This window comes from Enterococcus sp. FR204, from assembly GCF_031143325.1.
GTDB classification, from domain to species: Bacteria; Bacillota; Bacilli; order Lactobacillales; family Enterococcaceae; genus Enterococcus_B; species Enterococcus_B faecium.
Window position 1 is genome coordinate 1 of record NZ_JAKZIW010000006.1, and the last position, 22,442, is coordinate 22,442.

Sequence of the window (22,442 nt, forward strand, 5' to 3'; positions counted from 1 at the left end):
TGTTGTTTAATGTAAGTGTGTAGGATAAGTCTGCCGAATAACTCCCGGCAGTAGCATCAAATTATGATTTTCAATTTTAGCACTAAGAGCGTACTGCTACATCCCAAGTCAAGGATGTAGTTATTCCCAATTTAGTGTTACCAATCCAAACCGATAGTAACTTATAAATATCCGTCAAATAAATTGACACTAAACTTAGGAGACAGTTTTATGAACAGATACAGATGCTTATTTCTTTTGTGAGTCTCTTTTTGATTTGCATACAAGAAAAAAGTGTTGGCAGAAAATCGGTTTCGATTTTCCACCAACACAAAATATTATAGAACCTTGATTTCATACGCATTACTTAGCCTTGCTCCACTAAATGATACAGATTAACTAGGACACTCGTATCATTTTCTCCTGCGGTTCCCTTCCAAAAAAACCATTAAATCAATATTAATCTCAGAAATTAATACTAAAAAACCGCATCATTTATGATACGGTTCCCCATGATTGATCCACCTTACTTGGTGAATTCACTCTACCAACAATAACATCATTCACCTATTATTCTAACTTGTTTTTATTCAGAGACAATAATTCTCCAATTTCCATCATTTTGTAATTCCAATTCATACTGAAAGTAATTCGTTACTTTTGATAGAGTATCAAGGTATTTTACATCAACTCTCACTTGAATACTTTTTTCATTTTGTGTATAAATTGGATTCACTAATTCCACAAATTTAAGATTCGAATTGATTGGTCGCATAACATCATTTTCTACATAATACTCAAGTTCTTTTTCTGATGCAGTTGGATAAAGCTTGAAAAATGTCTCTAAAAATTCAGTGATTTCTTCCGCTGTTTTGGCATCAATTTCTGAATCACTTGCCACTGGTTTTTCCTCATACTTCACTTTTTCTGGTTTTCCAATCATCGTAGGCAGACTCGTCACAATATGGTTGCCTTTTTTATCTTCAAATATCCTCACTTGATATGCAGAAAAAACCTGTTGTGTCTTTTTCCCCTCTGTAATCTTTTGCTCCACTAAAAATGAAATAACAAATTCTTCTGAGTGCTTCTCAACATCTAGAATTTTTACTACTTGAACTTCGGAACTAGTGGGAATATCCGCTCGAACCATATCTTGACTTAAAGTCACCCCTTCCTCAGTCAGATATTGTTCAAGAGTAGTCATTCTCTTTTCGATGGCTTCTTTGTCATTCTTCCAAGAAAAATACTCCTTCGCAAAATCAATCGTAAAGTTCTCGACACCAGAAGTATTCACTATTTTTTCTTTCACAACCACTTTCTCATGAGTCGTGTGTCGGTCAATTGCTGTGAAATTTTTGTATATCCCAAAAGCGAGACTACAAAACAATAAAAACCAAAGGACAAGAACCATTTTTCGATGCTTGCCCACTGAAATTACTCGTTCTTTCTTCTTTTTTGGAGTCTTCTCCTTCTGACTTCGTTCAATTTTTATGTTCATTTTCCATTCCTCTTTTCTATTGTTTGTATCGACCGGCTCCGATAAGATGTTGCTGCCAATAGGGTTCGGTAAGATTCGTCCAGCCCACTGGATCTCCCGCATGGAACATCTGATTCTCTCCTGCATAAATGCCGACATGAGTCACGTAAGTACCAGCATCATAAGTTGAGTGAAAGAAAATTAAATCTCCTGGCTTGGCATCTTTTAGGTCAATATGACTCATGGCATCATACTGATCCTGTGCCACCCGTGGAAGTTTCAGACCAACTTTGGCATAACACCATTGAGTTAAGCCACTGCAATCAAAACCCGTTGCGGGACTTGATCCACCAAATACATAAGCCATTCCTTCATACTTAAATGCCTCGTCAAAAATCCCTTGGACTGTTTTATCATCAAACTGTATCGTGGTCAGATATTGTTTCACCAACAAACAATAAAACATATTTCCGTAGTTGTAGCGCCACCCGCCATTTTCTTTAATGGCGATTGGATTGGGGTAATCAACTTTTTGACCACCTGATTTTTCTTTTGAAAAGGATTCCGCCAAAGCAAAACTATGCTTCTTTCCATTTTTTGCGACATGATTTATATAGCCTCCACCATAATTATAGGCTTGGATGATACTATCTTGATCACAGCCTAACTCTTTAGCTCGTTTAACCAGAGAAGCAAAATAGAAACACCCTTGTTTAATGGATGCCTCGGTATCTAAAGAATTAGGTGGTAAGCCAGCTGATTCAGAGCTTTGCATCACGTCTTTTGCTGTACCACCCGACTCCACTTGAATAATCGCCAAAAGAATCGGTACATAATCTGAAATGTCCGATTCCTTGGCATACTTTTCTACCAGTGACCGATGTTTTAATACTTCTTCTGAGACACTACTGCCACCGGGAGAGGTACCAGAACTGTTGCTTCCTTCACTATCCTCACCAAATAATAAGCCGACACACATCAAGATGCCCATGAAAGAAATCGTCAGGATTGCCAACGAGATTGTACTCAAATTTCTTATGGTCATTTAGTCTCACCCGGCCTTAGTTTTGGAGGATGACTCACTCTTTTTTGTACTTTTCGATTGCCTGCTTTTGCAAGAATAGATCGCTTCTTCGCCTGTTGGATAGGAGTCACTTTTCTTACTGGTTGATTATTTTCTTTCGTACTCAATTTTTGATTTGAGAGTCTTCTTTTGATTTCAGGATTCGAATTCATTTTTACAATTCGATTGGCTGGTACATTCTTTGGTATCTTACTTTTCTGAGATTTGGATTCCTCTTTTATCGGAACATTGCTCCTACCTTTTCTATGACGATTTGCTGAATTTCCCAATACTTTCCGCTTTTCAGCCATTTTTTCATCTCTACGTTGTCGTTGTTTTTCTCGCAACTCCGCTCGATTCGCTTTTTCTTGGACAAGTCCACGCTTGAATTCTTCTGGTGCTTTTTTCGTCTTTTCGATTTCTTTATGCAGATTGTATTTCAAATTAGTTGGTGTATTCCTTACTTGATCCTTTACTTGTTGTGCTTTGGCTTTTACCATTGATTGGGTATCTAGTACCTTGCCGATTTTTCTTCCGGCCAAATTCATTCGAGATTGTTTCTTATTTTTTGAGATTGGATTTTCCTTATTCGGGTCAGATATTACCTCTTTATTGTTAGATAATGATGGATTCTTTCGTGGAGAACAACCAGAAGACTTCGATCTGGTTTTTGATTGATCTTTTGCTAGTTTCCCACCAACTGCTGCACCACCACCAAAAGCCAATGTTCGCCCAACATTTCGATTAAGTTGCCGTAGTTTACGATTCATCAACATTTGCGGTTTCCGCATGACACGTCTGCCCATTGACTGGCTATCATTGCTTTGGAGGTTGAACATACTCATAATGTCCCCCAATTTGAAATAAATCCCGGCAAAAGTCACAATTTGCAGAAATGCTACCATAAAGAAGGGATAGGTCGCTGAAATATTGAAAAACATGGTAGAAATACTGAATGCCGTGGTGATAACCAAGGTCACTCCCGCTCGCATCATAATCGTATTGAATAAGCGAATAATCGCCTTTTTCCCCAAACTTTCATAAGTTGGCAACATCGACAATAAAAAGCTAATAGGTAGAAACATCGCAAAGATAATGAAGAGAATTTGTGAAAACAACATAATTCCTGTCAGAAGAAAGACAAAGAAGGAAATCCCAATATTGAACAGCACCAAAAAAATCACGGTCCCTAAGCGGCTCATGGTCTTGGTTATACTTAGATTCGCATTGTCATTGTCTTCAATCTCCGCTTTGACCGCTTCTTCCCGATCCTTGCCCTTGTTTTCATCCGGACTCACGGATAGAATCTTGTTGACCCGATCTTCGCCAATTTCCTCTATATTGGAATCATCAAATTGCAAGAGTAACCAAGGCTGCTGGACTTGAATTGAAAACAAACTATCCCGAATCAAATCCACGCTATCTTTTCCTTGGCTTTTTGAATTGGGTACAACAATCTCGGTCCCAAGGCTAAGAGCCGCTTCACTAACATCTGAACTAAAGTCATTAATTTTTGTGATATAGGTAGGCGCATACGCAATAAAAGAACCCGAAAGTAGAAAAATCATCACAAAATTAATCACGGCTCGAACTGCTTTCGTGGTTTCTCGTTTTAATAATCCGGTATACGCCACATACACCCCTAGAGCTAAAATCATCAATAATAGAAACCCAAAATAAAATCCGGAGGTCTGGAGTCCATTTTCAGTAATACCAGCCAATGTTTGGATATTCTTTCCAATACTTTCAGCCGTATCCGAAATGAAATCTAGTTTATAAGCTTCTTGAACCACATAACCCGTGGCGTTCGACAAATACAAACTCACCGTCCAAATGAAATTAGTAATGGCATAAAGACCATACATTACGCTCTTTCCTAAGCCATCGCCCCAATTCCACGGTAGCCAATCCCATGAACTATCCACAAAGAAATCCAACTGATAGTTACCAAGTGAATATTGGGAATAAAGATTTCCGGCTTCAACTGTATCATCAACCAGACCAGTTGCCTCAGCTATCGTACCGACTAAACTCAATAGAACTGTCAGAGTGATGATGCTAATAAAAACGATTCCCACAATCCGAAAAAGTTTCTTTTTCATCCCCTCACTCCATTCTCTCATGAATAGGTGGACGGGTATCAAAAGCATGGAAGAGTTCTTCAAAGACTGGATGAACTTGAACCACACCTACTCGCCCATACAAATCTTGCATTAAACACTGACCGTTTTCCAAATCTCTCAGGCGTTTTTGATTGCTTTCATCTTCTCGATCCAAGCCAAAGAATTCCAAGGTTTTCTTGATTTCATGAATATCGGTACTGCGAAACGCAAACTTCAACCCGATATTATTCTTCAAGCGTTCATCCAGTAAATCATCACTATTTTGCGTAACAAAATAAACTCCGGCATTCATGGCCCGCCCAGCACGAACGAGCTTATTCGATAATGTTTTTCCTTGTGCCACTTGAAGAAAACTCCAAGCCTCATCCAAGTCCACTATCTTGAAAATTTCTCGGTTGCTATGGATGAAGTCCAAAGCAAAAGTGGAAATGACGATTAGCATAGAAACACTAAGCAACTCCATGGTGGTATATTCTTCAAAAGTGGTTTCTGCATCTGGTAAAACTAAATCCGCTACTTGAATGATATTTAACTGTTTATCTAAACTAATCGACTGGGTAATCGAACCATCTGAGAAAAGCAAATGGGCAAAATCATAATCGGTAAAGGACTCGATATGATCGGCGATATTTTCCGCAACTGTTGAGCCCTCTTTTCGAAGCTCATTAATAACTTGTAGTAACCCTCGTTGATCACTTTGAGTAACGGTTCGAATGGCTTTGCGCAAAACAGGAAACTTCTCCCCATCCCGACTAGAAATTCCTGTTAAAAAAGTCAGGATATCAATCGCTAGACTTTCTGAGTCTTTCTTTTTCTTCATGATGACATAGGGATCAAGTAAGCCTTGATTTTCTGGCTTACTAGTCAAGTTGAGAATATTAATTTCATCCGCAATTTCTGGCAAGGTTTCTTTCCATCCACCACGTTCCCCTTTTGGATCGACAATCACAGCTTGACCACCAAAAAGGACGGCATAATAGACTAAGAGATTATTACTAAAGGATTTACCTCCACCAAGAGAACCAAGAAAAGCTGCGGCAAGTGCATTGGTAACTGACCCCTTTACCCCTTGTGAAGCCAATGCCGGTTTTAGATAAACATTGCGCCCCGTATCTACATTGTAACCAAAGTAAATGCCTTCCAATTCTCCTAACATTTGAGTGGCGCCAAAACCAAGTCCTGCTAAAAAATCAGACGTAACATATTGGATATAGTCATTCATATATCGCTTACTAGAAGGTAAGAATTCTTCATGTAGACCCATCATATCGCCAAAGGGCCGGACTATTTTTACATTGGTATCGTCATAAAAATCCAAGACTTCGTCACAGCAGCGTTTTAGTTCATCAACTGATTCTGCACTCACTCGAACCACATAGCTCAATTTGTACATGGATTCCTTGGACTGATCCAAGGTGGTTTCTAGTTCATCTACTGAATCCAAAGCGTCCAAAACATTCGAATTGGTCTCATTGTCGGATTGATAGGCGTGGTTGTCTAAGTCTTTCAGTTCCTTTTTCTTGTTGCGAACGGTGGCAAGTGCCTTTTTATTGGTGACAATCTCTACATTCATACTCGTGTCGATAGGAAACGTGAATTGTTGTTGCTGGTAATAAAAAAGTTCCGAGGAAGGAAATTCCATCTCTCCCACAATCGTGTTGATTGTTAGATACGCGACATAAGACTCGTGATTTTCATGTTCAATCCGTAAGTAACGGGACTTTTCTTCAATCAAACAACGACTGGGACGTAATAAGTCATAACGTTTCACCAGCGTTTCTGATTTCAGCTTTTTCTTTGGCAGCTGAAATTCATATTCTTCAAATGGTGTACCTTTTTCACCATAGATATGTTCAATCAAGTAAGTCAGATCACTCGGTGTGACTCGTCTGACTTTAAATCTCCGAGCTAATTTACTTTCCATTAATTTTTCAAGCTTAGTATACCGGCGAATTTCTTCATTGGATAAAGAAACAAAATCCCCCATCAAATGATGATTCACCCCATAGACAAATTCTTGAATCCCAGAAAAGAAAGATTTTTTGAGACTTTTTAGATTGACCTCTTCATCTGTCGCAATCAGTTTGAAGCCAATAAAAAAGCGATAATCAATCTGACTATCGCCAATCATAGATACTAATGCATCTGTCTGTAAATCAATTCGTTGTAATGCAACTTCTTTGAGTCGCCCGGTAATCTCTTTCTTCGATCGTTCTTGCGTGGCCCGAATACTACTTTCTGTGGCAATTTGTAAGGCATGGATCTTGCCTTCTCTGTTCTGGGCAATCAATTGACGAAAGCTATCGTGTACTTGATATTTCTGTTCAGGTGATAAGAAGGAATAGTTATAAGGCACTAATTCATAGTAGGCAAAACACTCGCCTTCTTGGTTAAAGACAAGATTATTCTCGATATACTTAATCGGGTACATAGTTTACACTCCTTACCAAAGTGACAGGTTCATCCCATCGTTTCTTCTTTTCTTTGACTTTCTTTCCTGCAAAAGTAACCTTAAACCGCAAGTGATAACTGATAAAGGACCGTAAAAATCCCAATGGCTTCTTGCCGTCAAAGGTCTTTTGCGACATAAACCACATAACCGCCGCCGGTATGCCCAAGTATTTTAAAAAAGCCCCCTCTATCATAGACAGCGGAGGCACATGGGCAAATACGATGACAAACAGCAAGGACAAAACAAACCAAGCCATCTGGTTAAAGGTCACAGGAAAAGGCAGCTGAAAGTCATTAATCGCGTATATGACTTTTTCAACTGCCCAGATACTAGTATAACTTTTTATTTTCTTCATCAAATCATTCCTTTAAAAAGAAGGATAGTTTAGAAATCAACTACCCTTCAATAATTTTGTTAATATGGATACTCAAAAACACCTCGACTCGTTACCAAATAATTTCCCCCAATCTCCAAGTCTCGACCACACGCATCAAAATCAATATACGTCTTCAAGTGTTCTGGTACTTCGCCAAAATCACCATTTTCAACAATCAAGAAATACGCTACATCACTCATATCATCACAGTCCGGATAATAGACAATATCATCCACATGCTCTACCATTTCTTCAAAAGAATTAAAGAAAGCGTGTTGAATCTCTGAAGCAACTTCACCAACTGGTGTTCCTTCAAGTTCCTCCGCTAAGCCACACAACCGATTAATTTCCTCAATTGGCGTATATTCATCAATCTCAAAAGGCAGTTCATAATCATGAATCGCATATTCTTCATATTCGTCATTTAATCCAATCCGTTCTTTCACTTCATCAAAATCGATAGGTGGGGTAAACCACGCCCCCACCAACTCACCTTCATTGTATTTTCCAAGATTCGCGATATAAATACGCATCTGTTCCATCATGATTCCCCCTTATGCACCGACGATTCGATTAAACAAATTCAGTAAGACATCTTTCACACCAGAAGCATTAAAGACTAGACCTACCGCAATCAAGGCAACCACCAAAAAGCCAATCAGTTTAGAAAACTCTCGCTTAAATCCTAAAAATAAACCAATGACTACAATCGCCAGTAAGACTAAAGATTGGGCGTTGGTCAAAAACCATTGATACAAATTTTGTCCGAAATTCATTTCATCACTTTCCTTTCTTTTCCATTGCTTGACCCGCCACTACCACCAAAAACCAATAACATATCTTTCCAATTTCCATCAAAATTCCTCTTTTCATACAATCAAGTTTTCAATTGCCATACTTTGTTGTTCTAAAATCTTTTTGTGCCGTTCAGATAATTCGGCGTTTAATACCATGTCACTAATAAAAGAGGTTCCTCTAATACGATCCAATTCAATCGTCATTTTTAAAGTAGGGGCGACTTGCCTTCCTAACCAGTTGTAAGTTCGTTCTATCGTGTACGGCTTTGGCTCTGAGGTCAATTGAATTTCTTTACGATTTCGACCGACAAATCGGCCCCACTTTTCATTAAGAGGCCAGTTGGTTCTTCTTTTTCCTTGTACCTTGTCTGCAATTCGCATGTAGCGAGTAATGATTGAAAACGTAGTGCTCTCAATACTTCTCCCTTTCATCAAATCCATAATTGCGTGATAAGCACGTTCATTTTTCAACCGAATTTCAAACCGATTCTTCGTTTCTGTCTGGTCGAGAGGTATCCCTAGTTTGATATATTGCTCATAGTCTTTTTCATAGAGACAAAAATAAACCTCACTTTTGAGACTGCCTATATATAAGGTATTCCCCATGCCATCCTTTTCATCAGCTTTCAACAGCTCCCCCGACCGATAACTTTTAAAGGTTCGGAACAAGGAAATACATTCTTCGTTTTGGCATTTTTTGGTTAAATAGGGAATATTCAGTAATCCTGCACGGTCATTGATTGCCAAATCCAATCGTTTCATCACGCCGCCTAACTTTAAACTTGTCTCAAAAAAATCATACCAACTTCTTTTTTGCGCAAGTAAAAATGTTTCGAATTGCCGACAACCACGTCCTTTCATTTCAATGAGAATACCTTTGTCTTCTTCCTGAGATACCATCACTACAATATCTCCCATAACATATTGTTCTTGGTAAGAATAAAAGGCATAATCCTCATGAAGCATATAATCAAAATTTAGATGCAAAACCTCTTGTATAATTTTTCGTGCGTTTGTAGTTGGAAATCGAATGCGTACATAATCAAATAGCAAAGTTAAAGGTAAATCAGGGTTGAACGTTTCTAGCTGTTGAAAAATCTTTCTCATGACACTTTTAGCCGGAACCTTCTTTCCCGACTCAATTTTATTGAGATACTCTCGTGATAAATCACAAGCTATTGCCAATTTGTTTTGAGTGACCTTATACTCCTTCCTTTTTTCCTTCAATAGTTCTTTTGTAAAATTTCTTCTCATTGATGATTCACCACCAAATTTCAAAATGTGAACTATCCAACTTGAGTTCACATTTTCTAAAAATACTAATTATCCTTGATATACCAGCAATTCTTAATCGTTGCTTGCTTATTTTTTGTGTTTTTGTACCCCCCTGTTAGATACGGGGGGTGAGACATCATGGCCGGCTGGCGCCGTCCATGAACAGGCACAGCACCACGGAGGATTTCTGCTTCGCAAATCCTCCGCGGTCAGCGCCTATCAGTTGGTTTATTTGGCGGTTACTCCTCGGCAATGCCCCCAATTTCCAACTCTGCCTTAATCTCAAACAAGTCTTGACGGATATTCGATTCTTTTGCATGATCCGCAATCCGTTCCAATTCACTGATGACTTGATTCAGCTCAATTCGAGCATCGGTTTCCTCGTCCATTACATATGAATCACCAGGGACTTTCACCCCATTTTTGCAAATATCAAAATTGAGCCGGCGTAATTCTTCTTCTAGTTCTGAATCTGACTGAATCTTACCAATCACCCAGTAGATTTCTCCAATCAACTCATCATAAATCATGCCTATCCACCTCCTTTAATCTTCTGGCAATATCAAAAATGACCGGAACTATCACAGAGTTTCCGGCCTGTTTGTACAATTGACTATCTGAATTGACTTGAGCTGCCCGATCAAAAGCACAGTCTGGAAAGCCCTGAAGCCGCCAGCACTCTCTAGGTGTTAGCTTCCGAATCTGATACTGATTTGTGACGACTGCTTGTTGGTCTCCTGTTAATAAGGTATGCACACTTTGTTTTCCCAGACGTCCTCGGCGACTTGTGGAATTAGGAAAAGCCAGGTTCACACTGTCCCCTGGCTTCACCTCTTGATATTCTGTTTTATTTTTTCGAATCATGATCTTCGTTCCACCTTGTTTCGTTGACAAAGTGGGAGCTGTTCCGGTCACCTCGTAAACCCGATTACCTTGTTCAAAATTTCCCGGCAACATACCGGCTACTGAAATCCCCTCATTTACCGGCAATGCGATTTTGATTCCTTCATCGCCTGTTAAGGTTGGTGCTACACCATCTGAACCATAGACTTGGCCCCCCATTCCACGATTGGAAGGATTGATATTTACTAAGTTTCTGATGTTTTGATCAGATGTTGGAGACGATCCAATGATAGGAAATACCTGTTCGGTACATGCGTCTCGAGAATGTCCGATAAGGAAGACCCGCTCGCGACTTTGGGGAACGTAGGCCTTTGAGTTAAACACCTGCCATTCCACATCATACCCCAATCCATCCAGCGTTCGGAGGATTGTCTCGAACGTAGCCCCTCCTTCGTGATTGAGCAACCCTCGGACGTTCTCAAGGAATAGAAACTTAGGCGAACCGAGCGATTTCAAAGAATAAAGTACCTCGAGTATCGGAAAATCCTTGCCGCTTTCCCGCAATTGAAAAAGCTTGGCACGGAAATCCGCCGCAAAGGATGTCCACTGGTCCGAGGGATTGAATAAACTCGTCTGATATACTTGTGATGTCATGCATTTCCACCTCCTCTCTAGTATCATGAATTGCCTTATAACTACGCCTAGCAAATTCATCAATTTCACAAAAGCCGATACAGTGATGGCCCGCTTGTTCCATACCTAAGCGAAAACCACCAATCCCGGCAAATAAATCTAAAAATGTCATAAATCACCTCATTCATTGCAAAGAAAAAAGCCAAGAACATTTTTTGCTCTTGGCTACTAGGCTATTCACTTTGTCACATTTTCTATCCAAATATAATTAATTTTTTTGCTAATTAAGCAAACTCATTCAATATTTTTGCTAAAGTTTCTTTGTCATGTACGCCAACAAGCTTGTCAACAACCCGACCGTCTTTTTTTATCATTAATGTTGGAATACTCATCACACCGAATTCACTAGCCGTAACTGGATTATCATCCACATTCAATTTAAAAATTGATACCTTATCACCCATCTCAGCTTCTAATTCATCCAAAATAGGAGCCTGCATTTTACATGGACCACACCATGGAGCCCAAAAATCGATTAATGCTAATCCCTGACTTGTTTCTTCTTTAAATTGTTGATCATTAATTTTTTTCATTTCTTCACCTATTCTATACATTTATTTTTGAGTTTTCTTCAATATATTTATATGCCTCTTGACCTGCAATACTTCCATCACCTACAGCTGTTGTAACTTGACGTAATACTTTTTCCCTCACATCTCCAATAGCATAAATACCAGGAATGGTAGTCCGCATTCTCTCATCCGTTCTGATCCATCCATTATCATTTACAATTTCTAAGCTTGTAAATGGTTGGGTAATAGGATCTAAACCGACATAAATAAATACTCCGTCAGCAGTAATTTCTTTCGACTGATCGTTTTTTGGATTTTTTAATTGAACTGAGGTCACTTTCATTTGGTTTCCCTTAATTTCCTCAATTACAGCATTCCATTCAAAAGAAATTTTTTCGTTATTAAAAGCACGTTCTTGAAGTATTTTTTGTGCCCTTAAGGTATCTCTTCGATGGACAATTGTTACCTTAGAGGCAAATTGTGTTAGGTAAATAGCTTCCTCCACCGCAGAGTCTCCACCACCAACTACTAATAGTTCTTTATTTCTAAAGAACGCGCCGTCACATACCGCACAATACGATACACCCATTCCTGAATAAGAATCTTCACCTTTTACTCCAAGCATTTTATGAACTGCGCCTGTGGCAATGATTATCGTTCTGGCTTGATACATTTCATTTAAGCCATTAATAATTTTTATACTGCCACCATTCTCAATTTTCTCAACAGTATCATGCTTTAACTCGACACCAAATTTTTCTGTACCAGCAAGCATCTTCATGGATAAATCTGGTCCTAGAATAGATTCAAATCCTGGATAGTTCTCAATCTCTGCAGTATTGTTCATTTGTCCTCCAGGAAGCCCCTTTTCTAACATCAACACTGAAAGATTTGAACGTGCTGCATATAAAGCAGCGGTCATACCTCCGGGTCCTGCCCCAATTATTACTACATCATAGATCATAGGTAACCTCCTTTAAAAATTTATCACTTTAGATTCTAATTTAATCATGATTTTTTGTTCCTACGTTACCACGATTACATCTAATTCCATTTACATTCCTCCACAATTTCTAATTCAAAACCTATTCAACTAACGAGTTGAATACTAACATAAATATATTTCTCTGGCAAAATATTTGTATCAAGAAAAAAACCGCCTAATTAATAGGCAGTTTCAATTTCTTTCTATCAATGAGAGATATGATGTAAATTCCAATCATTTACACTTTCGCTAAGTCGAACAGCCTGTCGACCATGTTTTTCTAAAATCGCAATTGCCTCTTTTGCCATCAAGCAATGCGGCCCACGGCAGTAAGCAACGATTTCTTTATCTTTCGGTAAGTGATTAATCATACTTTCCAACTCTTGCACAGGCATCGAAATAGCACCAGGAATATGGGCAGTTAAGTATTCCTCTGAAGGTCTTACATCAATCAGTACAACCTCTTTTGCCTGAATCTTTTCTTCTAAATCTTCAATCGTCAAAATGTAATCGTCTTCTTTAGGATTTTCAAAATTTTGCTTAATCACATTTCGCTTAACAAGCTGATCTTGGGCGGTTTCAAAAAAGAGCGTCAACATATTCTCAATGTTCACATCAAAAACTTGATAATAAATATAATTTTTATATTTTTGATTTTTAACTAAGTGAGCTTTCAAAAGGGTCTGTAAATGTTTGGAGACATTCGCAACAGATAAATCAGTATCTTTTGCAATATTCTCAACTGTTTTTGGAGATTGCATAAGAAGGCTCATGATTTCCAAACGATTTGAATTAGCTAAAGCTTTCCCCATCAAAGAATATTGTTCAAATAACTCTTTATTAGTGTGATTCATCTCAATTTTTCTCCTTTAAGATTTTCAATCTCTTCTACTAAAATAGTTCAATTAATAAGTTGAATAGTATCCATTTAATCACGTATTGTCAATTGCTTTGAGTTTTTTACTTTCAATACTGTTCTCCTGTTTGACATAAATTTATATCTTGTTTTCTAGAAATTCATGATATTTACCTTATCTCTAAAAATAGATTAAGAAAATAAAACAGATTAAATGTCGGTTTGTATTTTAGCGTTATTCTTTAGATTTAAGATTTACTTGTATTATGTCCTGAATGGCATCTAAAAAGTTATAACTCTTTGGAACTAAAGGAGTATAAAACTCACTAATCACACTCCCGCCTGTATCCACATAACCTCGTCCTTTGATGCGTTTCATAAAGAAGTTTTTTTCAACCTCACCAAACATCATGGAATACCCGAGTTCACTCATCCTTCCCAAGGCCACACGGAAGTTAAATTGATCCCGAATCCCATCTCCTAAATATTTCGCATCCGGTCTTTGACAAGCTAAAATCAGAAAGAAACCAGATTGACGACCTAACATCACGATTTGCTTGAGCTTATTCAAAATCACCGCACTTTCCTTCGTTGTTAACATCTCCATATAAGCCACGTATTCATCAAAGATTAAAAAGTTGGGCGGAAGTCCCAAATACGCATAATTCTCTCCTGTTTTGTAGTTTGGCATTTCTTTCATCGCCACACTACGAGCCATCATGCGTTCATAGAAATCCTCCACACAAGTAGAAATTTCATCTTTTTGGGAGTATACGTGAGTCATTACCGTGCTTAAATCGGCTAAGTCCGCATTTTTTGGGTCAAGAACAAATAGTTCTGCATCAGATTTCAGCAAAGCCTCGATAATGGTGAGTAAGAAATAGGTCTTCCCACCACCAGTGCCACCTGCGATTAACATATGAGGTAAGGAATCATACGCCCACACTTGATTTTTCATCAATCGCAAAGCTCCATTTTCTGCCACCACCTCCTCAATTCCAATTCGATTGGCAATCATATCGTAAAGCAAAGTATATTCCACATAAGAATCCTTGAGTTCCTTTTCCACTAGCTCACAATACAGCCCACTCTCCAACTTCTTTTCTAACTTTAAAAGCTGATCCTGATACTTTCCTAATGATATTTGGACACGAATGGAAATCAAGCCGTTCTCCATACGGTAATAGATTTTGGGGAAGTAACTGATGGTCTCCTTCGTTCGGCTCCTATCCAAATCTTTGAAAAAGCCTTCACTCTGGGTTTGTTTCACTTCGTACCAATGATTTTCCAGAATCATCCGGGCTAGCTTTTGTCGATGCCACAGACTTCGCCAGTGATCATGAAAAAAATGAATATAAAATAACATTAGACTTCCCGAAAGCGCCAGACTTCCAAGCAGACGGACTGAATCTTTCATAGCCCAAGTGATTTCAATAGTGGAAAGTGATAGCTTAGAAATATCTAGCTGCCTAAGCTCTTGAAAACAAAAGATGCTCATCCAGCCAATGAACAAAGCGATTAACCATCCAAGAACAAAGTGATAAATTAAGTGTTGATCGCTTGCTCGTATCCGATGTCCTTTGTACAATTTGATGTTTTCCACCTCCAATCGAAAAAAGCCCAACAGAAATTTCATTGGGCTAATTTCAACAAGTTATGCTAGTCATTTACTGCTATGGGGAGTTGCTTGGTTTCAACTAATTGCTTTAAAAAACTTTCAATGGCATCCGGCATTTCCACACCAATCTCTTCTAATACGGATTCGGCTTCCCGACACAAGCGTTCATCTACTTCCACAACCATGAAGAAAGAGCCTTCTTCATCTAACCAATCCAAGACATCGAACTCTTCTTCGTCTGGTTCAAGAAAATCTTGATGCATAATCAGAAATACTTTTTCGTTCACCGTCAGAGCTTTGTTCATTTGTTCTTCGGTTAGCTCTCCTTTGCCATATTGTTCCAGACAATCCATCATATGCTCAACATCAATTTTCATCCTCTTCACCTATTTCTTCCCTTCGTTTTGATTGGTAGAAGTTCCTTGATTTTGCGGGCGTTTCAGTACCAAATCATCCGCTTTAATGAACCAGTTGACGGTGGTCCCTTCTCGGAAAACATAATTGGCGACAGTATCCACAATTGGATTCACCAAATCGACTTCTGCATCATAGGCAAACTCACGTAATGGAACATTTGCTGGAATACTGACTTGAATCATTCGACCTTGAGCCGAGGATTTCAAATTATAAGTCCGTTCTTTGATCTCATTACTAATCGTTCCATCCTCATTTTGTTTGCGAACTTCCCGGCGCAATGCGGAAAACCGCAATTTCCCAAACGTTAATCCGGAATCTACAACAATACCTTCTGTTAATCTCATATTCTTTTCCTCCTATGCTTTCACTAAATCATCGACATGCAACACGTAATCGGTAAAACCACGGTTCTCGATTTCATAACCCTTGGCAACTAAGTGGGGATTGACAGCCTTCAATGGTTGATCTTGATCAAAATCCTTTTCCCCGGCTTCCGCTGCGACCACCACTTCAATATCATCGGCGCGTTGCTTACTGGAATATAAATGATAACTACGACCAATCACCGTAGTATACCGCCCATATCCTTCTGTTAGAATTTCGCCTTCACCGGCATAACTTATCTTTCCAAAGGTTTCGACCATATTTGGTACGACAAATTTTAATTCCATATTTTTTTCCTCTTTTCATTTTTAGTTTGGATACAAAAATAGCGCGACCACTTTTTTAGGAGGCGATCGCACACATTGGTTTTTACTATTTACTTGTTTCATCTCATCACCTTAGTTTCGGCGATTCCAGAAATAATACCCAGCAGTCGCAAAGATTAAGGTAAACCTAATGAATAGGAGAACGTTGGAATTTTTCTCCCCAGTTTGAGGGAATGTCTTTACTGTGGGACTAGATTCTTGAGAGTCACTTGGAACAGTTGGTGTTTCCGGTTGGTCTGGTGTACTAGGGGTTGTCGGAACTTCTTTTGGTGTTAAGGTTTGGGATTTTTCTTTCAGATCTTCATTGTGTTTGCCATTGATATTGCCATCTTTGTCGTAATTGATTTCCGCAAAGGTAAACTTAGTTCCTTCTGGATATTTGCTGGTATCGACTTTTTCTGCAAGCACGGTTTTGGTGAATTCTTTGTCATTCACTTCATAATCAATCTTGCCAGATTTCCAAATTTCTTTGTTTGTACCATCTGGTAATAAAGCATACAAAATGGTTTCAAAGGCTTCTTTTGAGCCATCCAGAACATCATGGGTAATGGACACATCGTCAAACATATCTACCACATCACCATGAGTAAAGGTCTGAGATCCGTCTTCTAAGTGCGCTTTTGTTTGGATGGAAACATGACGTTCCACTGTACAATTGACAGTTTGTGCTTGATTATTCAAACTAGCATCTTTTGCGACTGGCTCATCGCCCGCTTCAAAAGCTTCCTTGTTTTCATACACATAGTTGAATAAGACAATGGTTTTATCCAAAACTTGTTCGGCGGTTAATTTATGCAGAATTTCCCAAGTTCCTGTTTTCTCTTTGTTCGCCAAAGTTGCGGTTGCTTCGGCAATTACGACTGGTCTCGCTTGTTCATCTTTTTCTTGGTCAGCTTTTGTGGCTTCCACATCGATTGCTTGAGCCACCACATACCAATCGTCTTTGATTTCATGCAAGTTGTAACTCAATTTATCAACTAGCTCTGTAGAATCCAGAGTTGTCAATTCTTTGTTTCCGTCTTTCCAAGTCGCTAGAGAAGTTAAGCTGTCTTCTTCCTCAGGCAAATCATAAAGCATTAAACGGTTCAGACTAACAGAGAAATTCGTATTGGTTAGCTTCTCATAAGGTACTTTCACTGTTTTAATCGGCTGCTTTTGTCCTTTTTCGGTAATGGTAAAGACATATTCGATCTTAGCATAGTCTTCTTTATTTTCTTTGAAAGTAGAATGGATTTCTAGCGGTGTAATCTTTTGGAATCCTTCTGGTGCTTCTACTTCTTCTAGTAAATAATCCCCATAAGGCAGATTTTCAAATTTGCCATAACCATCAAAGCCTAGCTGTTCATTGTAAGCTGTGGTCGCTTCATCCTTAGCACCGGTAATTTCCTCGGTTCCTTCTAACGGTGTTACCTTAAAGGTTAAATCATTAAAGCCCGTTTCGGTAGTCCCGGCAGCAGATCCGGCAAACTTGAAGAAATCAAAGCCGAAGCGGATTACTTGTTCCTTTGCCGTAACATCTCGGGTAATCACGGCATTTTTTTCGTTATCATCCACTTTTTTGATGGAAACAGGGTACTTGTTTCCATCTAAGGCGTAGCCTTCTGGCGCTTTTGTTTCTTGCCAGTAATACTCATTAATTGCTAAGTGTTTAGCAGCAATTTGATTCTTTTCATCTAAAGTCAAAGTCACTGTTTCATCAGAAGCTTTCGTTCCTTTCACTAGTTCTGGTTTAAAAGCCTCACCCCATTTAACAGTTTGACCATCTTTTGCAGTAAAGAGAGTATATTCAGCTCCTTTAAACTCCGCTTTCCCTTGGGTTTCATTACCGGCATCTTTGTCTTCTTTTGTCAAAGTGGTTTCACCAGTGATTTCTTGATTTTGCCCTTTTATGTTACTGGTCACAAGGTCCACCGTCTGATTGGCATACTTCAATTCAACTTTTACGGGTTTGAAAGTATTCACGAAACCATTAGATGCTTTGGTTTCGGTCACGTAGTAAGTTCCCAATTCCAACGCATTGGCAATCTCTTTTGGTGTTTCCGCATGGCCTTTTTCGTCAGTTGTGATTTCTTGGACAATTTCACCAGTTGGGCTATCTTTCCGTATAGCAAAAGCATTGCCAGCTAGTGAGTAATTATCGTTCCAAAAATCACTACCTGTTTCAACTCCAGTTTTATCCAGAATAATCTGACCTTTTTCTCGCGTATTTTTTGAAGTCACGGAAATTATTTCGCCCGCTTTAATGGTGGCAGTCAGTGGTGTGGTATCAATCGTATAAGGCGCCGGCACCGATTTTTCAGTAATGGTTACTTTCGTGCCATGAGGAATCCTATCCAATATCGCAATTCCTTCTTTATCCGTAGTCACGTCTTTTTCAGGAAGTACCTTGCCGAAATCTAAATGAAAAACTGTCCCAGGTACCACGTCACCAGATTCTTTATCGATTTTTTTGATCTTCAAAGAGCCCTCAGTTTCCACGTCAATTTTGATAGTGTAGGTATTGGGCTTATCAATCGCCCCCGCCATCAAAGTTTGTTGGCCAGCCATTTTATAAGCTACCGGTGTTCCTGTATTAGCGGATTTCTTTAAGGTTAACACACCGCTTTCTTTTGAATTGGCATTCGGGGTAATCACTAATTGATTGCCATTCACCCGATAATCAATGTTTGCGGTATTTTCGATAACCTCATCAAACTCCGATAAATTCAAGCCATTCGTATCGGTTACAGTCGTTGATTGACCTAACACGGTTTTCACTGTGGAATTATGAAAGCTTGGTTTCTTCTGATAGTCGGCAATTGCTTGATTAATTTTTGCCTCAATAGCCGCAATATTTACTGCACTACCATCGGAACGTTTGATAGAGTGAAGTGTATAGCCATTGACTTCTTGCCAGATCATCTTTTGAGCAACAATATGAGTATCCACATCCGTACCCGCTTCTTTCCATAAAACCGAAACTAGTTTTGCTTTTTCTGACATATCCGGTAATGGATTTTTCTCATAACCTGGAGTGAATGCATTGTAAATTGGCACTCCTGGTTCAATACAGAAAATATCTTGTTTCACACCATTGTAAACTGCATAGTGCGGAACGGTGACTTCTGACATAGGACGCCCATCACTAAACGTCCCTTCGACAGCATACTGGTGAGCCAAATCCAATTCAACCGTCACTGTTTGTGGATGCGTAACTTCCTCCGCAAAAGCAATCGTTGGCCCAAGTGATCCACCGATTGTTTGACATAATAGGCCCAGTGTTGCAAGCAACCGCCAATTCTTAAATCTTGGCTTTTTCATAAAATAAATCTCCTTTCGTTTTTGGGTAATAAAAAAAGACGTCCAAATTTCAATTTTGAACGTCTGATTTAGAGTGCTACTATTTAGTTTTCTTTGTCTTGGATAGGTTGTTTCTCTGCTTATAGATTTTGATTCTTCGATAATCAAATCCTATCTCTGTCATTAATTCCTCCCAATTTTTGTTTGTTCTTTTCATGATTGTATCAACTGACGGTAGTTTTGGGGATTGAACTAATTTTCGAAACTTTGTCATTGATAAATCATCTTGTAAGTCCAAGCGGATTATTTCATTTTTTAGTTCTAACAGCAGTTCAAAATCAGTAAAACTAGGTTTCTCATTTTTCACTTTAAAAAGAGGCCGTATATCTCCTAACCGCTTTTTAACAGTGCTAAGTGAAGGAATGTCCTTCTCTACTGATTTTTTTTCGTACATTCGCTGAGAACTTATCTTCTCACACTTAATAAAAGATTCTACTATTTCCAATAATTCTTGTTCTGACATTCTAGACCATTTTCCATAATCAGTATTTTCTTTTCCTATACTAATCAATAAATTCTCCCATGATCCATATTTTTTGTTAATGAACCACATGCTTGGTGCAGAATTTGGATTTTCTGCTAGCTTTTTCTGGTATTGACGGCTAGATTTAATTCCGTGTTTTTCGATGAATTCATTAATTGTTAAAATCAGTTTTAAATCACTTTGATTTTTCCAAATGATACGTCCATCATTTTGCTTCACGATAAAAACTCCTAAAATTTATTTAGATAGAAGCCTATCACATCAACTTTTTAGTAGAAAAGCACATGTTTTGCCTTTTTTGCTAATAGCTGACCCTTTAAGAAACTCGGGTTCAAAAGTTGCTAAATTCGGTAAATGTTTTGGTATTTTTCGTATTATATTTGTCGTCAAGCTGACTACTAAATTTTGCCCTATTTTGACGACACTGATAGTCAATGTCGGACAATCTAGGACAATTCGGGGGAATATGAGTGAAAAATGGTCCAAAACAGCCAAAAATGGCTAAAAACTGTGATAGAGAAAAAAGAAAAAGCCCTTGATATACAAGGACTTTTCACAGATTTCAGATTTCCAAGGAAGTTTTCCGTGTTTATCTTCTGATTTCTTTGATACGAGCAGCTTTTCCGTGTAATGCACGTAGGTAGTACAATTTCGCACGACGTACTTTACCGTAGCGAACTACTTCGATTTTTGCAACACGTGGTGTGTGCAATGGGAATGTACGCTCAACGCCCACTCCGTTAGAAACTTTACGTACTGTATAAGTTTCGCTGATTCCAGCACCGCGGCGTTTAATAACAACACCTTCAAATAACTGGATACGTTCACGAGTACCTTCGACAACTTTTGCGTGAACACGCACAGTGTCACCAGGGCGGAACGCTGGGATGTCAGAACGTAATTGGTCTTTTGTTAATTCTTCGATTAATGGATTCATGGTTTTCTTCTCCTTATTCCAAATATTCTTATGAGCTTCTCTCACAGCGGAATATCGTAATAGTTAAGTGCTTGTGCACTCACCATAAAATACTAACATACTATCAATCTACTGTAAAGAAGATTTTAGAAAAAGTTACTTGGCTACATCTGCTGTTTTTTCTTGCTCTTCTTTCTTGATTTCTTCTAAAAATTTCGTCATTTGAGGCGTCCATTCAAGTGTTTCCAAGAGATCAGGTCGGCGTTGATAGGTTCTTCTTAGCGACTCTTTTAATTGCCATTCTTCAATCAATTTATGATTTCCATTTGTCAATACTTCTGGTACTTTCATCCCTTTATATTCTGCTGGACGAGTATATTGGGGATGTTCTAATAGACCAGTTGAATAAGAATCGGTTTGGGCAGAAGTCTGATTGCCTAACACATCTGGCAACAGCCGAACTGTTGCATCGATCATGACCATCGCACCTAATTCTCCCCCAGTAAGGACATAATCCCCTAAGGAAACTTCATCTGTCACTAATGTGCGGATACGTTCATCATACCCCTCGTAGTGACCACAAATGAATACCAGGTGTTCTTCTTGTGAAAATTCTTCTGCCATTTTCTGATCGAATCGTTTACCAGCTGGATCAAGAAGGATGACTCGTTTCTTGACATCAGGTGCAGCTTGTTCAATTGCTTGGATATTATCATAGATTGGCTGGACTTTAAGCAACATACCTGCTCCTCCGCCATATGGATAGTCGTCTACTGTCTGATGTTTATTATCTGAATAGTCGCGGAAGTTAGAGATATTGATGTCTAATAAACCTTTATCTACAGCCTTGCCGATGATGGATTCACCCATAGGACCTTCAAACATTCGTGGAAATAAAGTCAATACATCAATCTTCATCGTCAATCAGTCCTTCTGGGATTTCTACACGGATCACTCCAGCTTCTAAATCAACTTCTTTGACGACAGAAGCGATATATGGAAGCAAGATATCAGCCTTTTTCGGACGTTGAACGACCCAAACATCATTAGCGCCTGGTGACAAGATTTCTTTTACTTTACCTAGTTCCGTTCCATCTTCTTCCACCACACGCAGACCGATGATCTCGTGGTAATAGAATTCATTTTCAGCTAGATCTACAGAGTCGTCTTTTGACACTTTCAATATGCCATCCCGATATTTTTCCACATCGTTGATGGAAGGATGACCTTCAAAACTCAATAAGTCAAAATTTTTATGTTTACGATGACTTTTGACCGTTAATTCAATAGGTGCTTTTCCATCTTGGAATAATGTCAGCACCGTCCCTTTTTTGTAACGTTCTTCTGGGAAATCCGTTGTTGAGATCACACGGACTTCACCTTTGATACCTTGTGTGTTTACGATTTTTCCTACATTCAAGTATTCAGTCAACTTATATCCCCATTTCTTTTTTGTCTGTTTTATTTTAGCATGTGCGGAGAGGCAATTCTAGTTTTCTTTTAGGGTATTAAGCCAAATTTATTGCA

21 protein-coding genes and 1 pseudogene are annotated in these 22,442 nt (G+C 38.7%); all 22 read right to left on the reverse strand.

Annotated elements, in window-relative coordinates:
* Positions 1 to 565: 565 nt before the first annotated feature.
* The gene (locus RG571_RS02680; RefSeq protein ID WP_010718205.1) at positions 566 to 1,477 is read right to left on the reverse strand and encodes a conjugal transfer protein; all 912 of its coding nucleotides are present in this window, start codon (positions 1,475 to 1,477) and stop codon (positions 566 to 568) included.
* A 16-nt stretch (positions 1,478 to 1,493) separates the two neighbouring features.
* The gene (locus tag RG571_RS02685) at positions 1,494 to 2,501 is read right to left on the reverse strand and encodes a lysozyme family protein (RefSeq protein WP_010754258.1); all 1,008 of its coding nucleotides are present in this window, start codon (positions 2,499 to 2,501) and stop codon (positions 1,494 to 1,496) included.
* Complete coding sequence (locus tag RG571_RS02690; RefSeq protein WP_208773252.1) at positions 2,498 to 4,621, reverse strand: FUSC family protein; 2,124 nt, start codon at positions 4,619 to 4,621, stop codon at positions 2,498 to 2,500. The genes RG571_RS02685 and RG571_RS02690 overlap by 4 nt, the downstream gene beginning before the upstream one ends.
* Before the next feature lie 4 nt (positions 4,622 to 4,625).
* On the reverse strand, positions 4,626 to 7,073 hold the full coding sequence (locus RG571_RS02695; protein ID WP_195193599.1) for an ATP-binding protein: 2,448 nt from the start codon (positions 7,071 to 7,073) through the stop codon (positions 4,626 to 4,628).
* Positions 7,060 to 7,449 (reverse strand): conjugal transfer protein, encoded by a 390-nt coding sequence (locus RG571_RS02700; protein ID WP_081185903.1) that lies wholly within the window; start codon positions 7,447 to 7,449, stop codon positions 7,060 to 7,062. The genes RG571_RS02695 and RG571_RS02700 overlap by 14 nt, the downstream gene beginning before the upstream one ends.
* A 59-nt stretch (positions 7,450 to 7,508) precedes the next feature.
* Positions 7,509 to 8,012, reverse strand: coding sequence for an antirestriction protein ArdA (locus RG571_RS02705; RefSeq protein ID WP_010718210.1), 504 nt, complete (start codon positions 8,010 to 8,012; stop codon positions 7,509 to 7,511).
* A 12-nt stretch (positions 8,013 to 8,024) separates the two neighbouring features.
* A complete protein-coding gene (locus RG571_RS02710) occupies positions 8,025 to 8,246 on the reverse strand; it encodes a hypothetical protein (protein WP_010718211.1) in 222 nt (73 codons plus the stop codon).
* Positions 8,247 to 8,339: 93 nt separating this feature from the next.
* Positions 8,340 to 9,521 carry a MobT family relaxase gene (mobT, locus tag RG571_RS02715; RefSeq protein ID WP_010718212.1) on the reverse strand — a complete coding sequence of 394 codons (1,182 nt, stop codon included), beginning with the start codon at positions 9,519 to 9,521 and terminating at the stop codon, positions 8,340 to 8,342.
* Between the two features lie 260 nt (positions 9,522 to 9,781).
* Positions 9,782 to 10,072, reverse strand: coding sequence for a hypothetical protein (locus RG571_RS02720; protein WP_010739401.1), 291 nt, complete (start codon positions 10,070 to 10,072; stop codon positions 9,782 to 9,784).
* Positions 10,062 to 11,190: pseudogene (gene dcm / locus RG571_RS02725) on the reverse strand (DNA (cytosine-5-)-methyltransferase). Before dcm ends, RG571_RS02720 begins: the two are co-directional and overlap by 11 nt.
* A gap of 112 nt (positions 11,191 to 11,302) precedes the next feature.
* A complete protein-coding gene (trxA, locus tag RG571_RS02730) occupies positions 11,303 to 11,611 on the reverse strand; it encodes a thioredoxin (protein WP_010718215.1) in 309 nt (102 codons plus the stop codon).
* Between the two features lie 13 nt (positions 11,612 to 11,624).
* Positions 11,625 to 12,551 carry a thioredoxin-disulfide reductase gene (gene trxB / locus RG571_RS02735; protein ID WP_308947501.1) on the reverse strand — a complete coding sequence of 309 codons (927 nt, stop codon included), beginning with the start codon at positions 12,549 to 12,551 and terminating at the stop codon, positions 11,625 to 11,627.
* Between the two features lie 230 nt (positions 12,552 to 12,781).
* A complete protein-coding gene (locus RG571_RS02740) occupies positions 12,782 to 13,429 on the reverse strand; it encodes an ArsR family transcriptional regulator (protein ID WP_010718217.1) in 648 nt (215 codons plus the stop codon).
* A 237-nt stretch (positions 13,430 to 13,666) separates the two neighbouring features.
* Entirely contained in the window at positions 13,667 to 15,019 is a 1,353-nt protein-coding gene (locus tag RG571_RS02745; protein ID WP_258430259.1) for an FtsK/SpoIIIE domain-containing protein, read from the reverse strand.
* 71 nt (positions 15,020 to 15,090) lie between these two features.
* Positions 15,091 to 15,426, reverse strand: coding sequence for a type II toxin-antitoxin system RelB/DinJ family antitoxin (locus tag RG571_RS02750; RefSeq protein ID WP_010718219.1), 336 nt, complete (start codon positions 15,424 to 15,426; stop codon positions 15,091 to 15,093).
* 9 nt (positions 15,427 to 15,435) lie between these two features.
* On the reverse strand, positions 15,436 to 15,810 hold the full coding sequence (locus RG571_RS02755) for a YdcP family protein (RefSeq protein ID WP_010718220.1): 375 nt from the start codon (positions 15,808 to 15,810) through the stop codon (positions 15,436 to 15,438).
* Between the two features lie 12 nt (positions 15,811 to 15,822).
* On the reverse strand, positions 15,823 to 16,137 hold the full coding sequence (locus RG571_RS02760; RefSeq protein ID WP_010718221.1) for a YdcP family protein: 315 nt from the start codon (positions 16,135 to 16,137) through the stop codon (positions 15,823 to 15,825).
* A 111-nt stretch (positions 16,138 to 16,248) separates the two neighbouring features.
* Positions 16,249 to 19,476 (reverse strand): fibrinogen-binding MSCRAMM adhesin Fss3, encoded by a 3,228-nt coding sequence (gene fss3 / locus RG571_RS02765; protein WP_308947497.1) that lies wholly within the window; start codon positions 19,474 to 19,476, stop codon positions 16,249 to 16,251.
* A gap of 79 nt (positions 19,477 to 19,555) precedes the next feature.
* Positions 19,556 to 20,218, reverse strand: coding sequence for a hypothetical protein (locus RG571_RS02770; RefSeq protein WP_010718223.1), 663 nt, complete (start codon positions 20,216 to 20,218; stop codon positions 19,556 to 19,558).
* A 370-nt stretch (positions 20,219 to 20,588) separates the two neighbouring features.
* Positions 20,589 to 20,936, reverse strand: a complete 348-nt coding sequence (gene rplS, locus RG571_RS02775; protein ID WP_002290284.1) for a 50S ribosomal protein L19 — start codon at positions 20,934 to 20,936, stop codon at positions 20,589 to 20,591.
* 135 nt (positions 20,937 to 21,071) lie between these two features.
* Positions 21,072 to 21,833 (reverse strand): tRNA (guanosine(37)-N1)-methyltransferase TrmD, encoded by a 762-nt coding sequence (gene trmD / locus RG571_RS02780; RefSeq protein ID WP_002313567.1) that lies wholly within the window; start codon positions 21,831 to 21,833, stop codon positions 21,072 to 21,074.
* Positions 21,823 to 22,347: a ribosome maturation factor RimM gene (rimM, locus tag RG571_RS02785; RefSeq protein ID WP_047928236.1), complete on the reverse strand. Its 525-nt coding sequence runs from the start codon at positions 22,345 to 22,347 to the stop codon at positions 21,823 to 21,825. Before rimM ends, trmD begins: the two co-directional genes overlap by 11 nt.
* Positions 22,348 to 22,442 lie beyond the last annotated feature (95 nt).

Coding starts and splice junctions, on each gene's coding strand:
- RG571_RS02680 (WP_010718205.1), bottom strand. CDS start 1,477: ATGAACATAAAAATTGAACGAAGTCAGAAGGAGAAGACTCCAAAAAAG.
- RG571_RS02685 (WP_010754258.1), bottom strand. CDS start 2,501: ATGACCATAAGAAATTTGAGTACAATCTCGTTGGCAATCCTGACGATT.
- RG571_RS02690 (WP_208773252.1), bottom strand. CDS start 4,621: ATGAAAAAGAAACTTTTTCGGATTGTGGGAATCGTTTTTATTAGCATC.
- RG571_RS02695 (WP_195193599.1), bottom strand. CDS start 7,073: ATGTACCCGATTAAGTATATCGAGAATAATCTTGTCTTTAACCAAGAA.
- RG571_RS02700 (WP_081185903.1), bottom strand. CDS start 7,449: ATGAAGAAAATAAAAAGTTATACTAGTATCTGGGCAGTTGAAAAAGTC.
- RG571_RS02705 (WP_010718210.1), bottom strand. CDS start 8,012: ATGGAACAGATGCGTATTTATATCGCGAATCTTGGAAAATACAATGAA.
- RG571_RS02710 (WP_010718211.1), bottom strand. CDS start 8,246: ATGAATTTCGGACAAAATTTGTATCAATGGTTTTTGACCAACGCCCAA.
- mobT (WP_010718212.1), bottom strand. CDS start 9,521: ATGAGAAGAAATTTTACAAAAGAACTATTGAAGGAAAAAAGGAAGGAG.
- RG571_RS02720 (WP_010739401.1), bottom strand. CDS start 10,072: ATGATTTATGATGAGTTGATTGGAGAAATCTACTGGGTGATTGGTAAG.
- trxA (WP_010718215.1), bottom strand. CDS start 11,611: ATGAAAAAAATTAATGATCAACAATTTAAAGAAGAAACAAGTCAGGGA.
- RG571_RS02740 (WP_010718217.1), bottom strand. CDS start 13,429: ATGAATCACACTAATAAAGAGTTATTTGAACAATATTCTTTGATGGGG.
- RG571_RS02750 (WP_010718219.1), bottom strand. CDS start 15,426: ATGAAAATTGATGTTGAGCATATGATGGATTGTCTGGAACAATATGGC.
- RG571_RS02755 (WP_010718220.1), bottom strand. CDS start 15,810: ATGAGATTAACAGAAGGTATTGTTGTAGATTCCGGATTAACGTTTGGG.
- RG571_RS02760 (WP_010718221.1), bottom strand. CDS start 16,137: ATGGAATTAAAATTTGTCGTACCAAATATGGTCGAAACCTTTGGAAAG.
- fss3 (WP_308947497.1), bottom strand. CDS start 19,476: ATGAAAAAGCCAAGATTTAAGAATTGGCGGTTGCTTGCAACACTGGGC.
- rplS (WP_002290284.1), bottom strand. CDS start 20,936: ATGAATCCATTAATCGAAGAATTAACAAAAGACCAATTACGTTCTGAC.
- trmD (WP_002313567.1), bottom strand. CDS start 21,833: ATGAAGATTGATGTATTGACTTTATTTCCACGAATGTTTGAAGGTCCT.